A 22965-nucleotide genomic window follows, 5' to 3' on the forward strand; every position below is an offset into this window, starting at 1 on the left:
ACAATACAGACTATACAATACAGACTTTACAATATGTCCTTACAGTTCAGTCTTGACCAGACGGTCCCACAGTTCCTTCCAGGCAGAGCTGTTCTTGGCCAGTGTATCCCAGTCTGGGTTAATGCCTTTGCTCTGTTCTTCTACCGAGAAGGAAGGATCTGCTTTGTATTTATCCGGAATAACAGCCGTAGTACTTGTAACCGGTGTTCCAGTAACTTCTGCATAACGGGACAATGCATCTGCGCTTAGAAGCTCATTGATAATTTCGTTGGCAACCTTTTGCTGCTCCGGAGTCGAGCCTTTAACAACCTGGAGTGAGTAAGGGAAGGAAATGGCACCTTCCTGCGGGTAAGCTACCGCCAGCGGAGATCCGCCCTCGATCCAGGTCTGTGCTACCTGGGCACTGAACGGTGCAATCAGGGCATCGCCCGAATCCAGCAGTCCCTTGAGCTGATCATTGGAGGTTACCAGTGTGCCGATCTGATCGCTGTGATCCGCCCAGAACTGGAACGCCGGCTCCGGATTCTCATAGGATGCGCCCAGCTCTTCCCCTTTTACAGCCAGAAGCGGGGACAGGTAGGAATAGAACATGTAATCCCAAAGTGCCGTTTTACCTTTGAACTCCTCGCTGCTCCACAAATCGTTCCAGCTGGTCGGCGGAGTCTGTACCAGATTCTTGTTATATACCAGGGCAAAGCTGGATACGCCCCAGACGATGCCCTTGTTGTCTGCTGTATGGAATTGCTCAGGAATATCTTTCATGTTAGTTACAATAGAAGGATCGAGCGGCTCCCACATGTCATCGTTGATGCCTTTGGCCGATGCATCTGCATTGAAATAACCGAAGTTGACAACCGGGTTATTCGGGTCTGCCTGCTTGCCGGCGAGCATCTTCGGATACATGACGGAGTTGGACGACTCCTCAAACGTTACCTCGACGTTCGGGTGGTTCTTCACATATTCCGCAACGACTTCTTTAGGAACGACATCCTGATTTGAGCCGGCCCAGATAAACATGGTCAGCTTGACCTTTTCACCGCTGGTTGCAGATGTACCTTCTGCGTTAGCAGCGTTGTTAGTGGCGTTATTTCCGCCGCAGGCTGACAGGGCAAGCATCATGGACAGTGATACAGCAGGTACAAGATAGGAACGTTTTTTCTTAAGAATTGTCATTGGTTTCTCTCCCTTTGGTGGTTTCTCTATTGGGTTATGCTTTTTAACTGAAAGTTAACGGGTTAACGGCTTCACGCCAGGCTCAAGATAATCAGCACCAGTTATCGTAATCCGATCGCCCCGCGGAGCTTCTCCATCCGCTCAGGGATGGACGACGGGGATACCGCTTCCCCGGAGTTGGCAGTACGTTCAACCTCTGCCATCGTCTGCCGCTTGAGATAATCGCGGAGCGCCAGCGGATACTCGCTTAATGCGTTATTCACGGCCAGCTGCATATCATCCGGCCACAGCGATTCATAACGGTCACGGGCATTTCCGAAGCTGAAGGCTTCCAGGTTACTTGCGTGACCGGCACGCAGCACTGCGGTTGCCGCTTCGTCCACAGTATTACCGTTAATGACAACCCCGTAACACTCTTTTGCCTGTTCAGGTGACAATAGCCCCTTCAGGACATCCTCAAGCAAGAGCAGCGGGTCACGCTCATAAGGGTCTCCATATCCGCCTCCGCCCTGGGACAGGAACGTCACTGTATCACCGGGCTGAAGCAGCAGCTCGTCAATGCGTCCGAGACTCTGTTCACCGGCTCGGCCTTCGTTCAGAATGGCTTCGCCGTGCTCGCCAACATCGCCTCCTAGACGCCCCCAGGGCTGGAACTCCATCCGTTCCATATTTCTCGCGGTCATTACCGTATCCGGGCTGAGAATCCGCACCCGCAGGTCAATACCGCTTCCGCCACGGAACCTGCCGGCTCCGGCCGAATCCTTGCGCAGACCGTATTGCTCGATCAGGATCGGCATCTCTGCCTCAACCGTTTCAGCCGGAATGTTCCGCAGATGGCCGACAGCGAAGTCCATTCCGTCGATACCATCCTTCATCGGCCGTGCCCCCGAACCGCCGCAGACCGGCTGAATGACACCGACCTTGCTCTTGCCGTCGGCCGGATCGGTCATAGCCATCATGACGATACAGGCCTGGCCTGCTCCCGCCGCCGGCACCTTGTCCGCCTGGGCCTGGCTGAGCGCCCCGGTAATGACATCCATGACCCGGATAAAGGTTGCCGCGCGTGCGCCGACCGCTGCCATCGGCTGCGGATTGAGCAGCGAGGCTGGAGGAGCATAGTTGCTGACCATCCGTACCATCCCGGAATTCCACGGAATCGTCGGATCGATCGTCCGGAAGTACCGGATTAAGGCCGGCACCAGCATGTAATGCCCCTGCTGGTTATGGGTCGGAATATTAAAGGAAGCTCTTACCTGCGGATCAGTGCCGGTGAAGTCCAGATGAATATCCGAACCGGTAATGGTCATCTTGCAGCGCAGCCGGATCGGATAGCCGCCGGGACCCTTCTCCAGGTAATCCCAGAAGTCGTAGGCGCCGTTCGGGATGTCTTCAATGATGGCCCGCGCCTTCAGCTCGGCATATTCCAGCAGGTTCTCAATGCCCTGCTCCACCTGCTGTACGCCATAACGTCTGACCAGCTCCTCCAGGCGGAGCTCCCCGCGGTTCAGCGCAGCCATCAGCGCCTTGAGATCCCCCAGGTTCTGCTCCGGGATACGGCTGTTGTCGAGCAGCAGGCGCAGCACCTGCTCATTCGGCTGCCCGGCTTCATACAGCTTGACCGGAGCAATCCGGATGCCTTCCATATGAATGTCATAGGCGCTTGGCGATACACTGCCGGGAACCTTCCCGCCGACATCCGAGGAATGGACGAAGCAGAGGCCGAAGGCAATAATCCGTCCTTCATGGAAATAAGGCTTAATCAGATGGATATCCGGCAGATGGGTAACCATGCCGCCAGTCGTATACGGATCATTACAGATCACCAGGTCGCCTTCCTCCCAGTGCTCTATCGCCTTGATCGCGGTTGCCGCTGGAATCCCGAGTGACAGGTTATAGCCCGTATCCAGCGGAGACCCGAAGGTCTCACCTGCCGGCGAGAGCAGGTAGGTCCCGAAATCCCCGGTCTCTTTAACAAAAGCGGTAAAGCCTGTGCGCAGCACCACGTTGGCCATTTCCTCCACCGCTGCCTGTACACGGTTATTAAAAATCTCCAGGAAGACTTTATCTGTAATCATAGCTCCGCCTCCCCGATAATATTGCCGTTTGCATCTGTGTAAATCTCAAAGCCCGGAGGGATAAAGACGGTTGTGTCATATTCCTCGAAAATGGCCGGACCGGAAACCCGGCTGTCTGTGCCGAGCTGCTGCCGGCTAAGCACCTTGGCCAGATGCTCAGTTCCGTCAAAAGTGATCTTCCGTTCTTCAACCGGCTTAGCGAGATCAGCCGCACGCGGCAGCGCAGCCGCCGGTTTGCTCGGCAGCAATCCTACGATACTGGCACGGAGATTAACGAACATAACCTCTGCTTCCGGCTGGCTGATACCAAACACAGACTCGTACTGGCGGTGGAACTTGGCCTTTGCCTGCTCCGGATCAGCCGTCTCAGCCTGGGACAGCGTGACCTCCAGATCAAAAGCCTGCCCCTCATAACGCATATCGGCACTATAAATAACATAAGTGCCGCCAAGCTCGACTCCGCCGCTGGCTTCCTCTTCAATCCATTTGCGGCCCTGCTGCTCGAGCAGCGCGTACTGTGCTTCCAGTTCACCTGCAGCGAGACGGCCGCTGCTTTTATGGAAGGTGAACACAAAGTCATTACGCAGATTGGCTACCGTACAGCCCATCGCACAGAGTGTGCCTGGTGACGGAGGGATCAGTACCTTGCGGATGCCCACCTCGCGGGCCATCAGAAAAGCATGCATCGGGCCTGCCCCGCCATAGGCCAGCAGGGTGAAGTCCCGCGGATCAACACCCTTGCGCGCCATCAGCGGTGAAAACTGGGCGTACATATTCGCTGTCGCCACGTCGAGGATTGCCTGGGCCGTCTGAGTGGCATCCAGTCCGAGCTGGTTACCCAGCCGCGTAAGCGCCTTTTCGGCCAGCTCCGGATACAGCTGCATCTGGCCTCCGAGGAAGCGGTCTGCCTGCAGGATGCCCAGATGCAGATAAGCATCGGTGGTCGTTGCCTGCTGGCCGCCGCGGTTGTAGCAGGCGGGTCCGGGTCTTGCCCCGGCACTGCGCGGACCGACCTTGAGCACGCCGACCGAGTCCACCCAGGCGATTGAGCCGCCGCCTGCGCCGATAGCGGTCACATCCACCGCCGGAATGATAACCGGGAAATCACCCACCTGGTTCTCGGTGGAATAAGCCGGCTCCTTATCAATCAGGGCCACATCAACACTCGTTCCGCCCATATCAAACGTCACAACCTGGCTGATACCGGCCTGTTCGGCGATATAGGTAGCTCCGATAACACCGGAAGCGGGGCCGGATAGCAGTGTTCTGACCGGCTCGGCAGCAGCACGGGCGGCGGTCATCATGCCGCCGTTGGACATAGTGGACAGCAAGGTAGCCGAAACTCCGTATTGCCCGATGCCTGCCTGAAGCCGTTTGAAGTAAGAGCCCATCCGTTCGCCTACATAGGCGTTCATTACGGTGGCCAGGGTCCGCTCGAATTCACGCTGCTGCGGCCAGATGGCACTGCTGCGGCAGACGAACAGCTGCGGATAATGCTCACGGATCAGCTGCTCGGCCAGCACCTCATGCCCGTCATTGGCATAGGCGTGCAGGAAACTGATTGCCAGCGCCGTTACGCCCTGCTGAACCAGCTCCTCCACCGCTGCCAGAAGCTCGTCCTTATCCAGCGCCGTTAAGACGCTGCCGTCGGCAAGCTGCCGCTCATTGATCTCCTTCACCAGCTGGCGCGGAACAAGCGGCTGTGTCTTGTCTCCATAGAGATTCGTTGTATTCTCCAGCCGCAGACGGCGGATTTCAAGCACATCCCGGAAGCCCATGGTCACCAGCAGCCCGGTAACGGCTCCGTTGCGTTCGATCAGTGTATTGACGCCAAGCGTTGTGCCGTGTACAAAAAGATCGATTTCGCTTGTATTCACACCGGAAGCCTGAAGCTGCTCCAGCGCATTGAAAATCGCCTGTTCAGGCGCATCTGCCACCGACGGTGTCTTGAGCGTTGCAACGACCCGCCCTTGACTGTCTGTTACGATAGCATCTGTAAAGGTTCCGCCGATATCTATGCCTAAGCGGTAATTGATGTCCACTCTTTCCACCCCTTCATTGCAAACCTGTTATGATTGGTTCTGCTTTTGATTCTGTATTGAATAATAGCGTTTGACATCCTCGATCAGCTGGTTGATATGGGTAACCATCGCCGCCTCGGCCTGTTCTGCAGACCCTGCAATAACAGCATCGAGTATGTTGCGGTGATCCACGACCAGCGCGCTGCCCACCGTGCGGCGGATATAGGCAGTCTCCATAAAATCCCTGCCCGTCTGCCAGACAAGCTGCGCCGCATGGAACAGCACCTGATTCCTTGCAGCCAGGGCAAGCAGCGTATGGAACTCCCGGTCTTCCTCATAAGGGATGATATTCCGGGATAACAAATCTAGCTGATTGGCAATCGAAGCCTCCAGCAGCTTAATATCATCCTCCGTTGCCCGCTGGGCTGCCAGCGAAGCAATTTCCCTCTCCAGCGCACGCCTGGCTACCAGCACATCGAGCAGTGCGGATTCCCCGGAATCATTCAGCCGCTGCAAAAGCTGGGAATTGGCATTTTTCAGCTGCAGCTCTTTTTCCAAGTGGGTTACCCGGTTTAAGCCCTTGTCTGTTAACACCCGGCCTTTTCGTCCTTCGAGTACGGTATATCCCTCAACATCGAATTCCATGAGCTTGCGCCCGATCGTTGCCTGGCTGAGTTCGTATTTCTTCCCTAATGTATGTACCAGTGTACTGGCCCCAAGCGGTGCATCCGCCTCGCCCAGTGCCCGCAGAAACTCATATTCGAGCTGCAAAAGATGCAATTCAAGTGCCACTTTGTATCATCCTTTCCGTTGTTACTCACTGATGATTAATAGGATTATAACTGCATGTTCATAAATTTTCAACTATCCACACCAAATTAGTATGAATAAATTTTAAATAAAAACCCCCTGCTATTTCGGCAGAGGGTTCTAATATTTCGGCAGAGGGTTTTAAAATATTCCTTCATTTGGAAACTGCTTCTACTTTAAATAGGTTCCGCTCTCTCCAATCCCGCCGCTGCCGTTCAGCACATAGACTCTGGCATTGCCTTTACCGGAGCAGTTCAGTGTGATGGTGCCATTCGTTACGTTCTTGATGTCCCCCGTTACTGCATCCACATAAGTTCCGTTTGGGATGCCCGTGAAGGTAGCGTTGCCGGAGATGGTGACCAGTGCAAAGCTGTCGATGCCTTTGGAGGCGTCGGTATATCTTCTTTTGAAGGCCAGATTGCCGCTGACATTCTCTGTGGAGTATTGGCCCTTTTGCAGGGCAGGCACGGCTCTTCTGATCAGATTGAGCTGACGGATGTGCTTGGCCAGCGGATGGTTCAGTGATTCAGCGAGAGTACCCGTAGCATTCGTATATCTCCCAAAATCCTGCACGGTAACGCTGCCCTCAATATGATCTCCGAAATAAGCGCGTCCTGTCGTGCTAAGCGGCGCATTCGGGCCGACGTCAATCGCTTTTCCCTTCTGGAACTCGATTTCCGAGCCGTAGTAGATAGCCGGGATGCCCCGGAAGGTGAACATCAGCGCCAGATTCTCAGCCCAGGTATCCTGTGTTCCGGCAAAACGCTGATTTTCCGGTGCCTGGTCAGGGGCATAGTCATGGGAATCCACGTAGGTCACGTTCCAGGTAGCATCATTATAGAACTTGTCTCCGCTGCGCATGCTGAACGCTTCCTGCGCCGTTTTGAACGCCCAGTGCATCGGGAAGTCGATTACGTCCATGCCCGATTTCATCGAATAGTCTGGAGTATGATAATTGTTGCCGTTCAGAAAAGCATTGTTCGACGTCGGCTGACCCGCAGTTGTGGAGTTATCCGCCCATTCCTGCTCAACGGACAGCTTGTTGGAAGCGTAGTCATTTTGACCGTCGCCAGGGTAGGATTTTGCAGACTTCCAGGTATAGAACGGTGTGGAAATAGCCGGAATGCCGCTGTTCCAGACATCTCTGTAGCGGGTAGCGACCTCACCGAAGATGAAGAAGCCCGCGCCTCCTCTTTCCTTCCACGCCGGAACAAAGTATTTGTTAAAAATATACCGGCTGACATGCTTCACCGTATCCACCCGGAAAGCATCAACCCCCATATCAATATACTGGTTGTAGCTGTCGATCAGATACTGGTTAACCACGGGATTCTCTGTATTGAGATCCACGCAATCCCCGGCGATCTGCCCGGTCTGGACAGTGTACGACTCCCAGGAAAGGCTTTTTTCCGTGTGATAGATATTGTTGTTGGTCTCAGCAGTCTTCATCAGGGCCAGTCTGGCCTGATACTGCTGATCCGGTGTCATGGAATCGTAGTTGGCCGGCAGCTTATTGGTTATTTTGAGCAGATTCGCAATTGTGTCCGGCTTGGTCTCATCCTTCTTGAACATCGGGAACAGGTTCTCCTCGCCGAAGTTGCCGGTATGATTGACGACGATATCCTGAATGACCTTGATGCCCTTGGCATGGGCGGCGTTGATCAGATCCTGGTAGGATGCGCCCGCGGACTCGTATCTAGGATCGACTTTGGCAAAATTAATTGCATGATAGCCGTGGTAATCATAACCGCTGGCATTCTGCACAACAGGTGTAATCCAGATGGCGCTGAAGCCGAGTGCTTTGATGTAATCAAGCTTTTGGATCAGACCCTTGAAATCCCCTCTCCAGGCTGGATCAGAATCCGGGTTACCGGCCTTGGCATCATCCCAGGCATGGGCATTGTTGCTGGTATCGCCGTCATAGAAGCGGGAGGTGATCACAAAGTATATGGAGTCCTCGCGGAAATCCCCTTTGCTGCCGATGCTGTAGACGAAGCTTTGGGTCGTCCGGTTACCGGCGGCGTCCATAACGAGGAATTTCAGGGTTGTCGTCTTGGCGATCAGGATCTGCGGACCGGTCAGCCCGGCAAGCACATTACCTGTAAGGTAAACTTTGGAGCTGGTAGTAGGCTCTGTTCCGTCATCTGTATAGTAGGCGGTTACGGCGGCGGCTTTGTTGTCTTTGATGTTAAAAGAGACATTTACCGCTGTAGCAGACTGCCCTACCGGCAGATTTGGCGTAATGACCGGCGGCTGCAGATCGGCATTCAGGTCAATCACATAGGCGAAAGAGGACACACTGCCTGCAACACCGTCCGCGTTCACACCAAACGCTTTTATCGTTAACGAGGACGGTACCTGGATTGGAGACGTGTACAAAGCAGAGGCAGCTGTAGGTGTAGAGCCATTGGTTGTATAGTAGATTTTGTCGCCCGTATGGCTGCTTGAAAGCGCAACCGTTTGTGCAGCATCGTAGGTTTTTGGAGCCGGAGAGACTGTGATGACCGGTGTCTTCAGCGCCTCGGGATTAGCGGTATACCAGACGTTGTCTGTGTAGTACCAGCTCTCTTTTACATTGCGGGTTAAGTCGCCTGTCTGTTTGCCGTTGCTGTCGTTAAAAATCAGGCTGGTGCTCGAAGCGCCCGGAATGGTGTAGCTGTACCAGTCATTACCGTCGGATTTCATCAGAATGCCTGGCCAGGCTCCGCTGACCGGTACCGTGGACGGACTCAGGTTCCAGTAATGGATGCGCATTGCCGTATTCCAGCCTGCCGGTTTTTTCACATGGACCGTAATGCCGGCTGCCGTTGCTGTTGGTGATGGGGTTACGCTGGCTGTTGGTGTTGCGGTAGGTGTATTCGTAGGTGTTGGTGTTGCGGTAGGTACTGGAGTTGGTGATGGTGTAACTACTGGAGTAGGTGAAGGAGTAGCAGATGGAGTTGCCGTTGGCTGGACTGTCGGCACCGGAGTTGCCGTTGGTATTGGTGTTGGTGTTGTTCCGGGTAGAACCGTTACATAATCGATATTGATATTTCCGCTGTCAGTTGAATCGTATTTGTAGGTGATGGTGTTGCTGCCAGCCTGCAGGCTGAGCGATTCGCTCTGTTCACCCCAGGTGTCCCAGCTGCTTAAACTTGCAAGTGTAGTTTGCTTGACTTTGGTCCCGTTCACATAGACGGATACTGTCTTGGCACTGCCTGTCGCGTTCGCATAACGCAAAGTCGCGTTGTATGCGCCTGCAGCTGAAGCCTGGACTGTAAAAGCTGTAGTTGCCCCGCTAACCGTATACCCGTCCACGAAGCCCGCTCCAGAGTAGCCGGTATGATTGGTGTTTACTTTTGCCCCGCCGGTTAATGCTGCGTTCTCCGCTTCATATCGGCCGGCAGAGGGAATGGTTACGGTCCAGTTTTTGCCGCCGTTATTATCCCAGCTGTCGGTTGGAGCGGTGATGTGATAGCAATACGTTAAAGTAGCCCCTTCAGCGACTGCCAAATTGGCCGTGAAGGTCGTTCCGTTCTTTGCCATTGCGGTGTCTGTAACGCTCGACCAATTATTCGTTGTCCAGTGGAGGGTTACAGCCGTTGCCGTGCTGTTAGTGTAAGTAACGGTATAATTGGTATTGCTGGCGGAAGCGCCGCCTGACGCACCGAACAAGCCGAAGCATAGCGCAAAAATAACCAGCCACGAAAGAAAACGCCTCGTTTTATTTCTTATCAAATAGACTACCTCCTGATCAAATGTTTGATAATGAACCAACATCTTTTAATGCGCAAACGTTTGCAAAAAAGGTAATAAAAGAACTCCCGGCTATTGGCATCAATGCCTGTGCTAAACCATCCATCACCCCCACGGTTTGAGCGGAAAAGCTCCATTGTATGCGCTTGCATAAATTAGATGAAATAAAGCGGCAGCCTCCGCTTCTGCTCCAATGAATTTTTCCTGATTCTGATTATAGTATCCTCAGCGAAGCGCGGTCAATGGATCTTTTGAGCTAATATCCGGAACTTTATCTGGTTATTTCTCGATAATCCTGCTGATTAGGCACTCAGAAACCGGTTTCCTAATTTTTCACCTAAATAACGCATTCTACCTGATATTATAGTTCAATTCACATCATTAATTAATAACCTCATTAATCTTATTTTCAAAAAAAGAGAGGGCCTGAAGACCCCCTCCTCCCTGCCGGCAGGTACAGCTATCAATTGTTAATAGTCAGATTAAAACCCGACTGGATGTAGTTCAGATTCGGATAAGCAATGTTGCTTGTGACGAGATTGTTGAAGGTTGCCGATCCATTGCCTGTGTAGGTATAGATGGCAGCACCTTTATGCGGTCCGGAGAAGCGCGAGGTTGTAATCCCGTCGAGACCTGTACCATTAATATTAATGTTGTTAAATACTATGTTTTCGAATCCGCCGCCATAGCCGAACTGGATCGCATCACGCTGGGTATTGAGGATATCAATATTGCTAAAGGTCACATTTTTGATGGCATCATTGGAGGCTTCCAGGTCGATGGCTCCCCTTTCCCCGTTATAAAGATCCTGGCTGGTACCGCTGTTAATGATCGTTGTATCCGAGAACACAATGCCAGTATTGTTCTGGAAATGGTACCCGGGGAATACCGTATTCATCCGGATGCCGGAACCGCCTACCGTATCAATGATGTAGTTATGATCCGCTTTGTGTCCGCTTCCTCCGAAGAAAGCAATCGCTGCTGCCCGCCAGTTATTTTCAATCGTATTGTACGAGAACGTATTATTTACTCCGGCCGGAGCCCCGTTAGTGTTGCTGGTCCAGACGGCGAGCCCGTCATCCCCGTTATTGCGGATGCTGCTGTTGCGCACTGTAGAATAGCTGGTACCCTGGGAAAAGTTGATGCCGTCCGCCAGATTGTTGCGGATCCGGCTGTTCTCTACAACCAGTCCGGTGGCATAAATTGCCGGTGTATGCGCATAATCTCCAACCCACATCCCGCATTCAAAATGCTCCACCCATACATCATGGATCACCGAATTGGTGCCGAAATTGTCCATAAAGCCTTTATAGATGGCATTCTGGCCATAACGTGAACGCAGGTTCGAATTCATGTAGACATTGCTGAAATCAAGCCGTCCGGTGACACGCAGTGAGATACCTCCCCCGGCTGCATTCGGATTGGTGAACTGGATATTGGTATGCCAGAAGCCGGCGCCGGTTATGGTGATGTTGTTGATCTTGCTGCTGACCGAGCCGATCTCCCACATACCGCCTAAGTTAAAGGTTCCTTCAGGGATATACAGCGGTTTGCCTGCAGCGACTGCTGCCGTAACGGCGGCTTTGAAGGCGGGCAGATCATCCTGGCCGTCATTTGCCACTGCGCCGTGGTCTGTAACAGCTACCGAACCTGCAGGACGGGCAATTGCCGCAGGAACCGGTTCAATCTCCAGAAAGTCCACGCCGTATTCATGGGCATCGCCGTTATTTTTCTGGATGCGGATGGTGTCTCCGGCCTTGAGTGCTGTATCCAGCTTCCAGTGTACTTCATCAAAGCGGAACAGCGGACGTCCGCCCCCCGGTGCATCTGACGGCATATCACCGGAGAAATACTGCCAGCTGTAATAAGAGGTTAGAGCAACTGTCTTAACCTTGCTGCCGTTGACATAGACATCCAGTGAACCGTTAAGTCCCATGCCGTCCGGGGAATCCGGCATGGTGAAGCGCATCGTTACCCCTGCTCCGCCCTGCCCGGATCTTACGGTCCATTCGGCATAAGAGCCGTTCGACGGAAGGGCAACGTACTTCTGGCCGGAAGCTTCCGATGCGGTCAGCGACTGGTCAAAGGTCGGGGCTGTTCTCAGCACCGCCGCGCCGCCTCTCACTGCATCCTCTGTATCATACTTGCTGTAAGGCATGCTTGCCCCGCGCAGGGCGTATACTACCAGATTTGTCGTGCTGGTATTGTTATTCTGCTTGGAAGCCGCTTCATTCCCGTCTGCTGCTACAGTAACCGTCACCGTATAATTTCCGTTCACAGCCGTCCATGTACCCGGAACAGCCACTTGAACAGTCTGCCCTGCAGCGATGACGCCGGTGTATGTGCCGTTAAAACTCTGTATGGTGGCACCGGCGGCATTTTTTAGGACCACTGTTACCGCGTGGGCCCCGCCGGCTGAGGCAATAATGCCCTGATTCCGCAGGCTGACCGAGAAGGCAACACTGCTGCCTGCTGCCGGTGTACCCGGACTCCATGCGACGGTACCGGTCAGGTCGGAGCTGGAAATGGGATTGACGGCAAGTGCAGAATTATGACTGTAGCTGTTGTTCGTTTCATTCTGCTCAATGACAAGGTTATTCTCGTCCACCTTGGCGCTTAAAGCATAGCTGGCCGCAGCGCGTGTTCCGGCATTTACCGATACTGTAGATGATGCACCGGCGGCCAGCGCACCGACGGCAGCGGAACCGGCAAGCTCATCATTAAGGTAAAAGTTAACCGTGGTTGCTGCAGATGCTGCATTGCCGGTGTTTATAACGGTGGCATTCAGCATAACTGCAGTAGCTTCATCCGGAGCTGCCGGTGTCCAGGACATTCCGGCAATCGTCAGGTCGGGATTGGCTGCCGGTGAGCCGTATACCTGGAATTCGGCTATCTGTCCTGCCGGCGCGCCGCTGTTGGCTGTGATATTCAGCTGCAGGCGCTTGACCGTTGCTGTTACAGGAATAGTAACGGTGTTGCCGGTTGACGGGTTAAATGTATAGCTCTGGGCAGAGACCAGACTGCTGAAGGTGGTTGTAGTCTGATTATGTCCGAGCACCTGAATGGTCTGGCTCCGTGCTCCCCATTCGACGGCCGGGTTCAGCTTCAGGACGATCGAGGTAATGTCCTGATTGGACCCAAAGTCCAGAGTCAGATTGCTCGGGTTGCTGCCGCCTTCCCAATAAGTTGCGGTGTTATTGTCGTTAGCGTTGGCTGCTGTAAAGTTCTGGGTTGCAGAGGAGGCGGTGATGGTTGTGCCGACCGCTATATTGCTGCCCGGCGGGGTTGTTGGTGCAGGGGTTGCAGTGGGTGAAGGTGTTGCGGACTGGGTTGGCGCAGGTGTAGGCGCAACCGTAGGTGTGGGCACCGCCGTAGGAGCTGGTGTAACGGTTGGAGTCACAACAGGAGTGGGTGTAGCTGTTACGGTATCCGCAACTGTGATCTGGTCAAGATTCACGTTGGCGCTGTCGCCGGCATCATATTTGTAGGCGACCGTATTGTTACCGGCATTCAAATTCAGCGCCTCTGTTTTTGTCCCCCATGTATCCCAGCCGGACAGGTTCGGCAGCGAGGTCTGGCGGATTTTGGCCCCATTTACATAGAGGCTCAAGGTCTGGGCCGAGGTATTCCCGTTACCATACCTGAGAGTAACATTGCGTGTACCGGCAGCCGGCACGTTAACCGTGAATGTAGTGACTGCCCCTTGTGTCCAGTAGCCGTCCACAAAGCCCGTGCCCAAAAATCCGGTGTGATCTGTATTCACCTTTGTACCGCCGGAAAGTGCTGCAGATTCAGCCTGATACGTACCGGCAGCCGGCGTAGCTGTCGGTCCAGGTGTCGGCGTTGTAGCGGCTGCGCCATAAATCTCAACCTCCGAAAACTGCGCGGCCGGCCAGCCGGTATTGGCCGTCACAGTGATCCTGACATAGCGGGTGCTGGAAGTGCTGAAGTCAACTGTTACTGCGTTGCCTGATGCAGGGTTGAATACATAAGCAGCGCTGCCGGCAAGGGTGCTGAATGAAGCTCCGTCCAAACTGCCTTGAACAGACAGGGTTTGGGTGCGCGTCTCCCAGGCAGGCGGCAGCTTCAGCACAACCTGGTCAATGCTGGTGCTTGTCCCGAGATCGACTTGAATCCATTGCGGAAATGAGCTGTTTGTACTTTCCCAGTAGGTGCCCGGATTACTGTCTTTTACATTGTCCGGTGTGTACGTCTGGGATTGGCCGCTTGCGGTGACTGTTTTGCCCGGGGTCAGATTCTGTCCACCGGCGGCAGCTACGATTCCGAAGGAACCGGCAGCCAGATACAGGGTCGAGACCAGCATCGCCGCTACAAGTGACCAGATGACATACTTGTTACGCATTATAATCCTCCTCAGCAAAGAATGTGTTAGTACACCCTCATTATAGGGACCCGGCCAGCCTGGCAATAAGAGGTAATTCTACGGGAAAGATAGGCAATTCCACGTTCTTGTGCAATAAAATCTACGGCTTATTCTTATGCAGGCATGCGATATAAGACATTGTAATTTTCAGGATATGTAGTAAATTATAGATGAGTTTTTGTCAGCGTTTTCAATACATAATGGTCAGGCAGATAACAGCAGTATAGACGACTCTATAAAACTAACTAAGATAGGAGGATTACAATTGTGTCTATGCCAGTTAAGGACATCATCCGGGCCTGCGGCATCTCTCGGACTTTCGGCAGCGGAAGCGGCGCAGTCACTGTGCTGAAGGAAGTCGATCTGACGCTGCCGGCCGGCCGGCTGATTGCTTTTAAAGGCAGATCCGGTTCCGGCAAGACAACGCTGGTCAATCTGCTCGGTGCTCTGGATCAGCCGTCTAAAGGCCGTATCCTGTTTGACGGACGCGAGATTACAGCGCTGCCGGAACGCAAGCGCGACGAGCTCCGCCGGACAGAAATGGGCCTGGTCTTTCAGTCGTTTGCCCTTATTTCCATGATGACCGCATACGAGAATGTGGAATTTATGCTGCGGATCGCAGGTGTACCGGCACATCAGCGCAAGCCTGCTGCCCTGTCTGCGCTTGAGCAGGTCGGACTGACGCCGCGCATGTTCCACCGGCCTTATGAATTATCCGGCGGTGAGCAGCAGCGGACCGCAATTGCCAGGGCAATCGCCCATAAGCCGAAGCTGCTTCTGGCTGATGAACCTACTGCAGAGCTGGACAGCCGGACCGGACTAACGATAATCCGGATTTTCAGAGAGCTTGTGCAGCAGGGAATTTCCGTCATCCTGACTACCCATGACCCCGCAATTATGGAAATTGTAGATCATGTATACGAATTGGAGGATGGTCATATTGTCACAGCGCCTTAACAGATTCACCTTGCTTCTCTCCTTCCTGCTGCTGGCTCCCGCCCTGTCAGGCTGCTCCATTCTGCCTCAGGAAGAGGCTGAGCTGCAGCCGCCCCTGGTCAAGCCGGCAAAGGAAAATTACCAGACGGTTACCGCCGCGAGAAATACCATTACGAAGGACGTTCGCGGCAACGGCACGTTTGTATCTGTAGCTTCCGATATCGCCCAGCTGACCGGCCAGGGCGGCCGGCTTGAACAGATAGCCGTGAAGGCAGGCGATACTGTCCGCAAAGGGGATGTGCTCGCTTCACTTCTGCTGGATGATATGGATCTGCAGCTGAAGGAACAGGAACTGGCCCTCGAACGCGCCAAATATGCCTACAAAGGCTCTTCCGGTGCGGAGGCCCGGCGTATCGCTGCTCTGGAAGTAGAAATTGAACAGCTTAAATACGACCGGCTGAAGGAACAGCTGGACAGCCGGGTGGTCCGTTCAACCATTGACGGCCTGGTGACCTTTGCCGAATCCTTGAAGGAAGGCGATTGGGTCGAGCCCTATCAGACCCTGGCTATCGTATCGGACCCAGCAGCACTACGCCTTAGCGTCTCCATTGATTCAGGTACTGACTTCAGCCGGGTAGATGTCGGCACTGCTGCCGAGGTGGAGATCAATAAACAGCAATACTCCGCAATAGTTACCCAAACTCCAGGCTCTGCGCCGTCCACATTGAATAAAGCCCTGGCTGACAAATACGCCAAATCCCTCTATCTGGAAGTTCCAAAACTTCCTGCAGATGTCCAGATCGGCACCTCCGCTAACGTGCGCATTATTCTGCAGCAGCGCAGCGATACCATTGTCATCCCCAAAAACGGTCTGCGGACCTATCTGGGACGCAGCTTCGTCCGTGTTCTGGAGGATGGAAGCCGCCTGCGTGAAGTGGATGTTGAAGCCGGCATCGAGGGCTCGACTGAGGTAGAGATTGTTAAAGGGCTGGAAGAAGGTGAAGTGGTTGTGCTTCAATAGCCGGTTCACTTTAGCCGCTCAAGGAGGTTAGCGATGGCGCTCTTCACAATGATTCTGCGGAAAATGATCAAAAACAAATGGCTGGTGCTCAGCTTGTTCACCGGTATGCTGCTCACGACTTCACTAGTCAGCACGATGCCGGTGTACTCCGGCGCCATACTGTCCAGGATGCTTGTCAAGGACCTGGAACGGCTGCAGCAGGACAGTAACAGTTATCCCGCCACCTATTATTCCAAAGTCAATCTTACGAACAACAGCAAAGATATACGGCTTGGCATCGCCAGGGAGCTTGATCACCTGATGAACGATTCAGCCGCATCCGGCTTCGGACTGCCGGTCCGGGAGCTTGTGGCAGAACATATGACCAAGATGCTGTCCGTCACCGTCGAAGGCCAGCCGGCAGATCCCCGGAAGCTTATTCCGACAGCCGGCATCAAAAGCGTCCGCGGGCTGGAACAGCACATAGAGCTTATTGACGGAAGAGTCCCTTCTGATACTCCTGCAGCCGGCGGGATATACGAAGTGATGGTTACGCCTTATACGCTGCGGAAGCTTGATGTTGTACTCGGCAGCACTCTGCTGCTGGACGATGCCGCTCAGAATATCCATCTAAAACTGACACCTGTCGGCGTATTTCAGAACAAGCAGCAGGATGACCTCTTTTTCCGCAATCCCAATTTGAGTGATTACAATAACATGCTGGTCATGAATGAGGATTTGCTGCTTGACCGCCTCATACCGGAAGGCGCAGCAGAGCTTGGGGCGGCAAGCTGGTATTTCGTGCTGGACTACTCCGGGATGGAGCTGAAGCATGCTGCGCCGTTTCTGGAGACGGACACCCTCATCAGGGAAGCTGTATACGCAAAAGCCAAGCCTTATCAGGCGGACTTTGACATACCGGCGGCCAAGACCATTGAGCAGTACTTTGAACGCTCTAGCCAGCTTAGCAAACTGATGTGGTCCTTAAATGTGCCGGTTCTGATTATGCTCGGCTTCTATATGTACATGGTCTCTTCCCTGACTGTGGAGCGGCAAAAGAATGAAATAGCCGTACTGCTCAGCCGTGGCGCCTCGCGCTGGCAGGTGATTGCAGCTTTCGTGGCAGAAGCCCTGATCCTTAGCTGCGCAGCGCTGGCCGCCGGACCCTTCGCTGCCATGGCGCTGACCCGGATGCTGGGTGCATCTAACGGATTTCTGGTGTTTGTCCAGCGCGCCGGGCTTACGGTGCATGTAAGCGGCACGGCCTTTCTCTACGCCGCAGCTGCTGCCGGTATCTGTTTCGCAATGGCCTTGTTCCCCGTAATCCGGGCTGCCAATGTAACCATTGTCGGCCATAAGCAGCAATCCGCCCGCAGCAGGACTGTTCCCCTGTGGCATAAGGATTTTCTCGACCTTTTGCTGCTGGCCGTTGCCCTGTATGGACTGTACGCTTTCCGGGAACGCCAGAAGAATCTGATTTCGCTCGGGCTCTCTGCCGATGCTCTGAAGATCGACCCTTTGCAGTTCATAGTACCTGCCCTGTTCATTGTGGGCGGCGGACTGCTGCTGCTGCGGCTTTATCCGCTGCTGCTCCGCCTGCTGTACCGTGCGGGCAAAAAATGGTGGCCTCCCTCCTGGTATGCGACCCTGATCCAGGTGGGACGCGCCGGCAGCCAGTATCAGTTCCTGATGATTTTTCTGATCATTACCCTGGCGACCGGGGTGTTCAGTGCCGGGGCAGCCAGAACAGTCAATAATAACATGGAGGAGCAGATCCGTTACAAAAACGGGGCTGAGTTCGTCCTGACCAGCAGCTGGCCCAGCGATGCTCCTCCCACCGTCGGTTCTGGAAATATTCAGGCGGATAACAGCGGTGAAAGCGCCTCTGCCGGCAAGACTATTCATTATTCCGAGCCGCCATTTGAGCCTTATCTCAAGCTGTCCGGTGTCGATCATGCCGCCAAAGTCTTCACGAAGGATGGGGTTAATATCTCTACAGGCAACAGCTTCGGGACAGCCCGGCTGATGGGGATTGATACCGATGATTTCGGAAATACCGCCTGGTTTCCGGATGAGCTGCTTCCTTACCCGCTGGCGGATTATTTGAATCTGATTGCACCGGACCCGCGCGCCGTTCTGATCTCGGAATCTATGGCTGAACGCTATCAGCTAAAGACCGGTGATTCCGTATGGGCTGGATGGGGCGAATATAGCCCGCAGCCGTTTATTGTGTACGGTACCCTGCCCTATTTCCCGACCTTTAACCCGAATCCCCCGTCCGGATCAGCTGCTGCCGAAGGAGATGACAATGAAAGCAACGCGCCGATGCTGATCATTGGCCATTTGTCCCGGATTCAGCTGCAGCTGGCTCTAGAGCCTTATCAGGTATGGCTCAAGCTGAAGCCTGAGGCTGGTACCGCAGATTTCTATAACGACATTGAAAGTTCCGGACTTAGCATTACGGGACTGGTAAGCACCAGGGAAGAGCTGGTCCGTATCAAAAACGACCCGTTCCTCATGGCGTTGAACGGAATCCTGACACTCGGCTTCCTGATCTCAGTCATTGTTACTTTTACGGGATTTCTGCTGTACTGGATTTTGTCACTCAAAGGCCGGACTCTGCAAAACGGCATTATGCGGGCTATGGGTCTTACCCTCCGTCAGCTGATCGGCATGCTGGCCCTGGAGCAGCTGCTTACCTCCGGCACAGCCGTGCTGATCGGGGTAATCACCGGCAATGTGACAAGCAGGCTGTATGTGCCTAATTTTCAGATGGCCTTTAATCCCGGCAGCCTGGTTCCGCCGTTCCGGGTCATACTGGCCTCCGGCGATTTCCTGAGGCTCTATCTGATTGCCGGATTTACATTACTGCTTGGTCTGGGAATTCTGGGAGTGATGCTGTCACGCCTGCGGATCCATCAGGCGCTGAAGCTCGGGGAGGACTGAGTGATGATTCGTTGCGAAGGGTTAGTCAAAATTTACAAAGCCGCCGAGCTTGAAGTCTTTGCCCTGCAGGGTCTTGACTTACAGGTTGAAGCCGGAGAGCTGATGGCGATCATCGGCAACAGCGGGAGCGGCAAATCCACACTCCTGAACATGCTCGGCGGACTGGATTATCCCTCAGCCGGCAGTCTCAGTGTAGACGGAAAAGATATGCTCAAGCTGAGCAGGCGTGAACGCGTCCGTTATAAACGGGAAAGCGTCGGCTTCGTCTGGCAGAATAACGCCCGCAATCTCATTCCGTATCTGACTGCGCAGGAAAATGTAGAGCTGCCCATGCTGCTCAGCGGACACCGGCGCCGCGAGCGTGCTGCCGGACTGCTGGAAGCAGTCGGGCTCGGGGCAAGGAAGCAGAACCGGCTGAACCAGCTCTCCGGGGGTGAGCAGCAGCGGGTCGCGATTGCGATCGCACTGGCGAACCAGCCCAAGCTGCTGCTTGCCGACGAGCCGACGGGGTCACTTGATTCCGCAATGTCTGAGCAGATCCTCGACCTGTTCCGTGAGCTGAACCGCACACAGGGCATTACCATTGTCATCGTGACCCATGATTTGACGCTGGCCCGTAAGGTAGATCGCGTCGTCTCCATCCGGGACGGCAAAACCTCCTCGGAAATGCTGCGCCGCACCTCTTATGCCCAAGAGCTGGCAGAGCTTGAACAAGGGCTGGCAGCTGCGGCGGACGAAGGCGGCTCCCATGTTGAATATGCCCTGCTGGATAAAGCCGGACGGCTCCAGATCCCTGCAGCCTATCTGGAATCCATCGGCGCCAAAGATTCTAATAAAGTGAAGGTGGAACTGGATGAAGGGCGCATCGTACTAACGCCGCCTTAATGCTCGGTAATTGGAGCGGCCGCCCGGACAAATCAATCGTTCCGGACGGCCGCTTTTTACTTCTTCAGCTTATACTGCCAAATGCACCGAACCATCCTCGTAAATATCCACACGCTGGGTACACAGAAGCATTCCCTGCCCGCTTGCTGCCCCCTTTTCCCGGAGATCCCTCTGTCTGCGTTCCCAGATTTCCCGGTCATGTATAATATCATATTGGTAATATTGCTGCGCGCCTGCCGCCTCCATGACCTCGACAAAAATAAAATCCCCGCTGAATAACGAGCGGAACCAGTCTGCTGCCTCCGTATGGGAGCCGAACACCGGCAGTTCCTGTTCAAACCGTTCCGGCAGATAACGCTGCTTCAGCCTGCCTATTCTCACATAATACGTCTCGAGATTGTCCGCAGTAATCAATAGAGTCAGCCTCCTTGGCATGAAATTTGCCTAAAAAATATCATATTTCGGGACAGCCCTTCTATGACATTGGGCATTCCACCTTATGGAAGGTTGTCCGCAAGCAAAAAACCGGAAGATCAGCTCTTCCGGCCTGTCGCTTAACGGATATAGTTATCAAGGGCTTTGTTGAGATCCTCCAGCACCTTCTCCTGGTTGCCGTGGTGGACGGCTTTGACTACACAGTTCTCCAAATGATCCTTAAGCAGCAGTTTAGCGGCCTTGTCCAGCGCTTTCTGGATGGCAGCGATCTGGAGCAGCACCTCGGAGCAGTCGCGGTCCTCTGCTGTCATCACTTTAACAGCCCTTACATGCCCTTCAATCCGGGCCAGACGGTTCACAATCTGCTTCCGGTATTTATGCTCATAATCCTCTTCGTGAAATTCCTCGTTTGCTTCCTGGATCATAAATCCCTCCGGCTGTATTTACGTTTTCTGTCAAAGCTATCAGCTAGGGGTATTATATCAGGAATAGATTTATAATCAAACTTATCTTAACAGGCGGAGTCCGCTGAGAATAACCAGCAGGGTACTTCCCTCATGGCTTACAACCCCGGATGGCAGATTCAATCCGCCCGAGAAATTTGAAACAACCAGTACAACAATAACGGCAAGGGCAATAGTAATATTCTGTTTTATGACCCGGCTGGTCCGGCTTCCGAGTGTAATGGCATACGGGATTTTTGTAATATCATCATTCATCAGCACCACATTAGCCGTTTCCAGCGCAACATCGCTGCCTGCGGCACCCATGGCAATGCCTACTGATGCTGCTGCAAGTGCAGGAGCATCATTGACACCGTCTCCTACCATCGCTACCTTGCCGTGTTTTCGGGTCAGCTCCCTGATCATATCCAGCTTCCCGTCCGGCAGCATTTCGGCATAGACTTCGTCGATCCCGGTCTTGCGTGCGATTGCTTCTGCCGTATGGCGGGCATCGCCGGTGAGCATGATGACCGTTTTGTTCATTGCCTTAAGGCTGGCAACGGCTTCCGCTGCCTGACTGCGGACCACATCCTGCACCGCCAGCAGTCCTGCCAGCCGCCCGTCTGCCTCCACATACAAGGCTGTCTTCCCTTCCGCTTCAAGCTGTTTTGCAGTAGCTTCATAAAATTCCGGTATATTAAGATTACGCAGCATGCTCCTTTTTCCAACCAGACAAGGGATACCATTGACCATTCCGCTGACACCAAGCCCGGTCACATCCTGCATCGCCTCGGCCGGTTCGTACGCAATGCCCCGCGCATCGGCATACTCTACTACCGCACTGGCAATCGGATGCCGGGACAGCTTTTCCAGCGAAGCCGCTACAGCCAGCAGCTCAGCTTCCGTTACGCTCTCTGCCGGGCATACATTGGTAACCTCCGGTTTACCCTCGGTCAAGGTTCCGGTTTTGTCAAAGACCACTGCCTGAACACCGCCGATTCCCTCCAGATGGACTCCCCCCTTGAACAATACGCCTTTACGCGCGGCATTGGAGATTCCGGAGAGAACAGCAGGCATAATGGAGGACACCAGGGCACAGGGAGAAGCAACCACGAGGAAGATCATTGCCCGGTAGATGGTATCCTCCCACGACCAGTCCAGCAGATAAGGCGGTAGAACCATCAGCAGAAGCGCTGTGGCTACCACTGCTTTTGCATAAATGCCTTCAAACCGTTCTACAAAAAGCTGACTGGGCGGAAGCTCATTTTTGGCCTCCTGCACCATATGTATAATTCGAGCGAGCAGCGTGTCTTCGGCCGCCTTGGTAACCCGAATGATTAGTGCCCCCTGCCCGTTCATTGTACCCGCATAGACTTCATCCTCAGGCATTTTGTCAGCCGGTACCGATTCTCCGGTTATCGCCGACTGGTCCACTGCCGAGCTCCCATCAAGAATTACGCCGTCGCAGGGAATCCGCTCACCGGGTCTTACTCTGACAACATCCTCCGGCAGCAGCCCGGAAGCTCTGACAGTAACTTCAATCCCGTCTTTCAAAAGCACCGCTTCTTCAGGACGGTATTTCAGAATAGCGGCGATATCCTGATTGGTTTTCTCCATGGAGTATTCCTCCAGTGCGCCGCTCAGGCAAAAAATAAAGATTAAAATCGCCCCGTCCAGCCAGTAGCCGATAGCAGCTGCCCCGATTGCCGCAACAACCATCAGGAGATCGACATCAAGATCCTTGTCTTTGATTAATGTCTCAAGCCCTTCAAGGGCTTTACGGTATCCGCCTACTGCATAAGCCAGTACAAACAGGACAATCGCGCCTGGCTGCAGCCCCTGCTTATCCAGAATCCAGGCCAATACAATCAGCACCAGGCAGAATGCAGCGATAAGGATGCCGCCGTTTTTCTCCCAGACAGTCCGCAGAGCAGAACCTTCCGAATGTGCAGCAGTATTCACTTCTCCCATACTCCTCACTCCCACTACGTTTATATTGAGAACCATTATCATGAAATATATCCCCCCGGGGGGCATATTGTATGTGATTTTTGTATCACAAAAAAAAAACGGCTTTGCCGTCCTTGAAGGGCGGTATCCGTTTCTGCGAACCCGCAAACCA

General features: G+C 53.8%; 13 protein-coding genes. 4 read left to right on the plus strand and 9 right to left on the minus strand.

Going from position 1 to position 22965, the window contains the following annotated elements; genetic code table 11:
- Positions 1-39: 39 nt before the first annotated feature.
- From AC4G46_RS17355 to AC4G46_RS17380, 6 genes are all read right to left on the minus strand, one after another.
- Complete coding sequence (locus AC4G46_RS17355; protein ID WP_491123830.1) at positions 40-1173, minus strand: ABC transporter substrate-binding protein; 1134 nt, start codon at positions 1171-1173, stop codon at positions 40-42.
- A 101-nt stretch (positions 1174-1274) separates the two neighbouring features.
- The gene (locus tag AC4G46_RS17360) at positions 1275-3248 is read right to left on the minus strand and encodes a hydantoinase B/oxoprolinase family protein (protein ID WP_491123831.1); all 1974 of its coding nucleotides are present in this window, start codon (positions 3246-3248) and stop codon (positions 1275-1277) included.
- A complete protein-coding gene (locus tag AC4G46_RS17365; RefSeq protein WP_491123832.1) occupies positions 3245-5290 on the minus strand; it encodes a hydantoinase/oxoprolinase family protein in 2046 nt (681 codons plus the stop codon). Before AC4G46_RS17365 ends, AC4G46_RS17360 begins: the two co-directional genes overlap by 4 nt.
- Before the next feature lie 27 nt (positions 5291-5317).
- The gene (locus AC4G46_RS17370) at positions 5318-6061 is read right to left on the minus strand and encodes an FCD domain-containing protein (RefSeq protein WP_491123833.1); all 744 of its coding nucleotides are present in this window, start codon (positions 6059-6061) and stop codon (positions 5318-5320) included.
- A gap of 189 nt (positions 6062-6250) precedes the next feature.
- Positions 6251-9796: an alpha-amylase family glycosyl hydrolase gene (locus AC4G46_RS17375; RefSeq protein ID WP_491123834.1), complete on the minus strand. Its 3546-nt coding sequence runs from the start codon at positions 9794-9796 to the stop codon at positions 6251-6253.
- Between the two features lie 481 nt (positions 9797-10277).
- Entirely contained in the window at positions 10278-14177 is a 3900-nt protein-coding gene (locus AC4G46_RS17380; RefSeq protein ID WP_491123835.1) for a discoidin domain-containing protein, read from the minus strand.
- Between the two features lie 294 nt (positions 14178-14471).
- On the opposite strand from AC4G46_RS17380, the gene AC4G46_RS17385 reads away from it, so the two are divergent.
- Genes AC4G46_RS17385 through AC4G46_RS17400 form a run of 4 tightly spaced genes read left to right on the plus strand, consistent with a single transcriptional unit; the run spans position 14472 to position 19965 of the window.
- On the plus strand, positions 14472-15155 hold the full coding sequence (locus tag AC4G46_RS17385; protein ID WP_491128909.1) for an ABC transporter ATP-binding protein: 684 nt from the start codon (positions 14472-14474) through the stop codon (positions 15153-15155).
- Positions 15130-16155, plus strand: coding sequence for an efflux RND transporter periplasmic adaptor subunit (locus AC4G46_RS17390; protein WP_491123836.1), 1026 nt, complete (start codon positions 15130-15132; stop codon positions 16153-16155). The genes AC4G46_RS17385 and AC4G46_RS17390 overlap by 26 nt, the downstream gene beginning before the upstream one ends.
- Before the next feature lie 33 nt (positions 16156-16188).
- Positions 16189-19080 carry an ABC transporter permease gene (locus tag AC4G46_RS17395; protein ID WP_491123837.1) on the plus strand — a complete coding sequence of 964 codons (2892 nt, stop codon included), beginning with the start codon at positions 16189-16191 and terminating at the stop codon, positions 19078-19080.
- A gap of 3 nt (positions 19081-19083) precedes the next feature.
- A complete protein-coding gene (locus tag AC4G46_RS17400) occupies positions 19084-19965 on the plus strand; it encodes an ATP-binding cassette domain-containing protein (protein ID WP_491123838.1) in 882 nt (293 codons plus the stop codon).
- Positions 19966-20034: 69 nt separating this feature from the next.
- Here the strand turns inward: AC4G46_RS17400 and AC4G46_RS17405 are convergent, their stop codons facing one another.
- From AC4G46_RS17405 to AC4G46_RS17415, 3 genes are all read right to left on the minus strand, one after another.
- A complete protein-coding gene (locus AC4G46_RS17405; RefSeq protein ID WP_491123839.1) occupies positions 20035-20379 on the minus strand; it encodes a hypothetical protein in 345 nt (114 codons plus the stop codon).
- Between the two features lie 140 nt (positions 20380-20519).
- Positions 20520-20825, minus strand: coding sequence for a metal-sensing transcriptional repressor (locus tag AC4G46_RS17410; protein WP_491123840.1), 306 nt, complete (start codon positions 20823-20825; stop codon positions 20520-20522).
- 81 nt (positions 20826-20906) lie between these two features.
- Positions 20907-22814: a heavy metal translocating P-type ATPase gene (locus AC4G46_RS17415; protein ID WP_491123841.1), complete on the minus strand. Its 1908-nt coding sequence runs from the start codon at positions 22812-22814 to the stop codon at positions 20907-20909.
- Positions 22815-22965 lie beyond the last annotated feature (151 nt).

It is taken from the genome of Paenibacillus sp. fava2 (assembly GCF_058313675.1).